Origin of the sequence: Streptomyces sp. UH6 (genome assembly GCF_013421635.1) — a bacterium.
Taxonomy (GTDB): domain Bacteria; phylum Actinomycetota; class Actinomycetes; order Streptomycetales; family Streptomycetaceae; genus Streptomyces; species Streptomyces abyssomicinicus.
Window position 1 is genome coordinate 1 of record NZ_JACADT010000447.1, and the last position, 4478, is coordinate 4478.

Annotated in this window: 6 protein-coding genes; 5 read left to right on the forward strand and 1 reads right to left on the reverse strand. The window is 73.2% G+C overall.

Annotated elements, in window-relative coordinates; genetic code table 11:
- The 5 genes from HW445_RS19535 to HW445_RS19555 all read left to right on the forward strand — a co-directional run.
- The coding region (locus HW445_RS19535; protein WP_180222284.1) for a 2'-5' RNA ligase family protein at nucleotides 1–425 on the forward strand (425 nt) is incomplete at its 5' end.
- Between the two features lie 77 nt (nucleotides 426–502).
- Nucleotides 503–1027: a 2-oxo-4-hydroxy-4-carboxy-5-ureidoimidazoline decarboxylase gene (uraD, locus tag HW445_RS19540; RefSeq protein WP_180222289.1), complete on the forward strand. Its 525-nt coding sequence runs from the start codon at nucleotides 503–505 to the stop codon at nucleotides 1025–1027.
- Nucleotides 1024–1386, forward strand: a complete 363-nt coding sequence (gene uraH / locus HW445_RS19545; RefSeq protein ID WP_180222285.1) for a hydroxyisourate hydrolase — start codon at nucleotides 1024–1026, stop codon at nucleotides 1384–1386. Before uraD ends, uraH begins: the two co-directional genes overlap by 4 nt.
- A gap of 5 nt (nucleotides 1387–1391) precedes the next feature.
- The gene (gene pucL, locus HW445_RS19550) at nucleotides 1392–2306 is read left to right on the forward strand and encodes a factor-independent urate hydroxylase (protein ID WP_180222286.1); all 915 of its coding nucleotides are present in this window, start codon (nucleotides 1392–1394) and stop codon (nucleotides 2304–2306) included.
- A 38-nt stretch (nucleotides 2307–2344) separates the two neighbouring features.
- Nucleotides 2345–3739 carry an 8-oxoguanine deaminase gene (locus HW445_RS19555; protein ID WP_180222287.1) on the forward strand — a complete coding sequence of 465 codons (1395 nt, stop codon included), beginning with the start codon at nucleotides 2345–2347 and terminating at the stop codon, nucleotides 3737–3739.
- On the opposite strand, the gene HW445_RS19560 is transcribed toward HW445_RS19555, so the two are convergent.
- Complete coding sequence (locus tag HW445_RS19560) at nucleotides 3740–4336, reverse strand: 3'-5' exoribonuclease (protein WP_180222288.1); 597 nt, start codon at nucleotides 4334–4336, stop codon at nucleotides 3740–3742. It lies immediately after the preceding gene.
- Nucleotides 4337–4478: the final 142 nt, after the last annotated feature.

Consider the following 4478-nt stretch of genomic DNA (forward strand, 5'->3'; position numbering starts at 1 on the left):
GCACCGCCCACGCGACGGTCCTCTTCCCGTTCCTGCACCGTGAGCGGGTGGACGACGGCGTGCGCGCCGCCCTCGCCGAGGAGTTCGCGGCGCATCCGCCCTTCGCACTCCGGTTCGCCGGGTGCGCCCGCTTCCCCGGAGTCCTCTGGCTGCGCCCCGAACCCGACGGCCCGTTGCGGGCGCTCACCGCGGCCGTCACCGCGCGCTGGCCCGAACAGGCGCCGTACGGGGGCCTGTTCGGCGACCTCGACCCCCACGTCACCGTCGCCAACACCGGCAGCGCCGCGCAGCACGACCTGATCGAGGCGGCGCTCGCCCCCGCCCTGCCGCTGACCGAGCGGGTGACGGCCGTCGACCTGGTGGTGTTCGACGGGCGCCGGTGGCGCGGGCGGACCCGTTTCCCCCTGGGCCGGGCGGACGGCTGACCGGTCGGACTTCAACAAAATGTTGACGCCCGGTGTCCCGGTGGGGTTGGCTGCCTGGTGTGACAGCGAGCACCCCGATGCCGCCCGCCCCCGGCCTCGCCCGGTTCAACCGGCTGGACGACGCCGCGGCCCGGTCCGTACTGCGTGAGATCTGCGCCTCCACGTCCTGGGCGGCGCGTCTGCTCGCGCACCGCCCCTACGCCGGCCCGGAGGAGCTGTACGCCGCCGGTGACGCGGCCGTCGCCGCGCTGACGGCCGACGACCTCGCGGAGGCGATGGCCGGGCATCCACCGATCGGCCGGCCGAAGCCGGGCGACCCGGTCTCCACGCGCGAACAGCGCGGGATGGCAGGGGCGCCGGAGCAGCTCAGGGCCGAGATGCTCGAACTCAACCTGGCCTACCAGGAGAAGTTCGGCCACGTGTTCCTGATCTGCGCCACCGGCCGCACCGCCGAGGAGATGCGGGACGCCGCCCGCGCCCGCCTCGGCAACACGCCGGAGGCCGAACGCGAGACGGTCCGCACCGAACTCGGCAGGATCAACCGCATCCGTCTCGCCCGCCTCGCCGAGGCAGGCCCGCCCGAGGAGGACGCACACCCATGACGTCCGGCGACACCACCGCCACCGTGTCCACGCACGTCCTCGACACCAGCCTCGGCCGCCCGGCCGCCGGGGTGGCCGTCGTCCTGTCCGCCCGCACCGGCCCCGAGGCGCCCTGGCAGGTGCTCGGCGGCGCGGCGACCGACGCGGACGGCCGCTGCACGGACCTGCCCATCCCCCCTGCCGGCACCACCCACGTCCGCCTCGCCTTCGACGTCGAGGCGTACCACCTGAGCGCCCGCCCCGGCGGCGCCGCGTTCTTCCCCGAGGTGGCGGTCGCCTTCGCCCTCGGGGCCGGCGAGCACCACCACGTTCCGTTGCTCCTCAACCCGTTCGGCTACTCCGTATACCGAGGGAGCTAGCAGTCATGAGCGAGAACCCCGCCCGCGTCGCCCGGCTCGGCCAGAACCAGTACGGCAAGGCCGAGACCCGCGTCGTCCGGATCACCCGCGAGGGCGACCTCCACCACATCAAGGACCTCAACGTCTCCGTCTCGCTCTCCGGCGACATGGACGACGTCCACTACTCCGGCTCCAACGCCCACGTGCTGCCCACCGACACCACCAAGAACACGGTGTACGCCTTCGCCAAGGAGCACGGCATCGGCTCCCCGGAGGAGTTCGGGCTGCTGCTGGCACGGCACTTCGTGGAGTCGCAGGAACCCATCCACCGGGCGCGGATCAGGATCGAGGAGTACGCCTGGGAACGCATCGGCGGACCCGGGACCCAGCACTCCTTCGCCCGTACCGGCGGCGGCACCCGGGTCGCCCAGGTGGTCCACGACGCGGAGGGCTCCGAGGTGGTCTCCGGGCTGAAGGACCTGACGGTCCTCAACTCGACCGACTCCGAGTTCTGGGGCTACCGCAAGGACCGGTACACCACCCTGCCCGAGGCCTACGACCGGATCCTGGCCACCGACGTCTCCACCCGCTGGCGGTACTCCTGGTCGGACGCCGGCGACGGGCCCGCGCCCGACTGGGACGCCTGCTACCGGGAAGCCCGCCGCCACCTGCTGGACGCGTTCGCGCAGACCTACTCGCTCTCCCTGCAGCAGACGCTCTACGGGATGGGCGCCCGGGTGATCGAGAACCGTCCGGAGATCGACGAGATACGCCTCTCGCTGCCCAACAAGCACCACTTCCTGGTCGACCTCTCGCCGTTCGGGCTGGAGAACGACAACGAGGTGTACTTCGCCGCCGACCGCCCGTACGGCCTGATCGAGGCCACCGTGCTGCGCGACGGCGCCGAGGCCAGGATCCCGCCCGAACTCACCAACCTCTGACGCACCCCGCCCACCGCTCACCCTCCGGAGACAGACCCATGGCGTCCGCAGCCCAGCAGCCCGCCCGCACCGTCATCGAGAACTGCGCCGTCGCGACCGTCGACGCCCGGGACACCGAATACGCCTCCGGTCATGTGGTGGTCGCCGGCCAGGTGATCGAGTCGGTGGGGGAGGGGAAGGCCCCCGAGGGGCTGGAGAACGTGGTGCGCCGGATCGACGGCACCGGGCACCTGGTCACCCCGGGGCTGGTCAACACCCACCATCACTTCTACCAGTGGCTCACCCGCGGCCTGGCCACCGACCACAACCTCTTCGACTGGCTGGTCGCGCTGTACCCGACCTGGGCGCGGATCGACGAGCCGATGGTGCACGCCGCCGCGCAGGGCTCGCTGGCGATGATGGCGCGGGGCGGCGTCACCACCGCCATGGACCACCACTACGTCTTCCCGCGCGGCACCGGCGACCTGTCGGGAGCCGTCGTGCGCGCGGCCCGCGAGACGGGCGTCCGCTTCACGCTGGCCCGCGGCTCGATGGACCGGGGAGAGTCGGACGGAGGGCTGCCGCCGGACTTCGCGGTGGAGAGCCTGGAGGGCGCGCTCACCGCGACCGAGGAGACGGTCGCCGCCCACCACGACGCCTCGTTCGGGTCGATGACCCAGGTCGCCGTCGCGCCCTGCTCCCCGTTCTCGGTCTCCACCGACCTCATGCGCCACGGAGCGGAGCTGGCGCGCCGCCTCGGCGTCCGGCTGCACACCCACGGGTCGGAGACGGTGGAGGAGGAGAAGTTCTGCCACGAACTCTTCGGCATGGGCCCCACCGACTACTTCGAGTCCACCGGCTGGCTCGGCGAGGACGTCTGGATGGCGCACTGCGTGCACATGAACGACGCCGACATCGCCGCGTTCGCCCGGACCGGAACAGGCGTGGCGCACTGCCCGTCCTCCAACGCCCGCCTGGCCGCGGGGATCGCCCGTGTCCCCGACATGCTCGCCGCCGGGATCCCGGTGGGGCTCGGCGTCGACGGAACCGCCTCCAACGAGTCCGGGGAACTGCACACCGAACTGCGCAACGCCCTCCTGGTCAACCGCCTCGGCCCGCACCGCGAGGCGGCCCTCACCGCCCGCCAGGCGCTCCGGCTGGGCACCCGCGGCGGTGCGCGGGTGCTGGGCCGGGAGGCGGAGATCGGCTCCCTCGAGCCCGGCAAGCTCGCCGACCTGGTGCTGTGGAGGATGGACACCCTGGCCCACGCCTCGATCGCCGACCCGGTGGCCGCGCTCGTGCTGGGGGCGGCGGCTCCGGTGACGCTGTCCCTGGTGGGCGGCGCCGCGGTGGTGGAGGACGGACGGCTGCTCACCGTCGACGAGGACGCCGTGGCCCGCTCCACGCGGGCCGAGGCGCAGCGCCTCGCCCGGCTGGCGGCGGGCGAGGACTGATCAGGAGGCGGGGCCCTCCCACCGCATCAGGTTGGCGAAGAGCTCCGCCTGCTCGACGGCGTCGTCCAGCGCGTGATGGGTGTGCCGGCGCCGCGACAGCAGGTGCCGGGGCATGGTCCCCTTGGCGACGGCCCGCAGCGGCAGGCGGGCCTTGGCCGCGTACAGCGTCTTCATGTCCATGCAGCCGGAGTGGCCGAACGGACTGCCGCCGGTGAAGCGGACGAGGTACCAGTACAGGAACATCCAGTCGAAGGCCACCGGGTAGCCGCAGACCACCGGCTGAGCAACGGGGGAGACGTCGTCCACCCAGGCGGTGAACTCGGTCATGGCGGTGGCGGGGTCCGCGCCCTCCCGGCGCAGCCGGTCCCGGTCCAGGCCGCTCACCGCGAGCGCCTGGGCGTCGAACTCGTCGGACACCGGCCGCAGTTCGCGGTAGAAGGTGTGCTCCTGCGGGTCGGCGGGGGTGAACCCGTCGGCGTCCTGCCGGCCGGCCACGGCGGCGCCGAGGCTGAGCATCGAGTAAGGGCCGGGGATCGGGCCGTCCGCCTCGATGTCCACGGAGATGTAGAGGCTGGGCCTGACGCGTCGCGGGCTCATGGGCAGAGCCTCCCAGCGTCCGGCCGCACGCCGGTAACGGATTTCCGCTCCGCCCGCGGACGACCGCCCACCGCCCGGGCGGGACCGCGGCCGCTTGTGCGGGAACGTGGGCGGGAAGGGGCCCGGCAGGACCGGGCCCCTT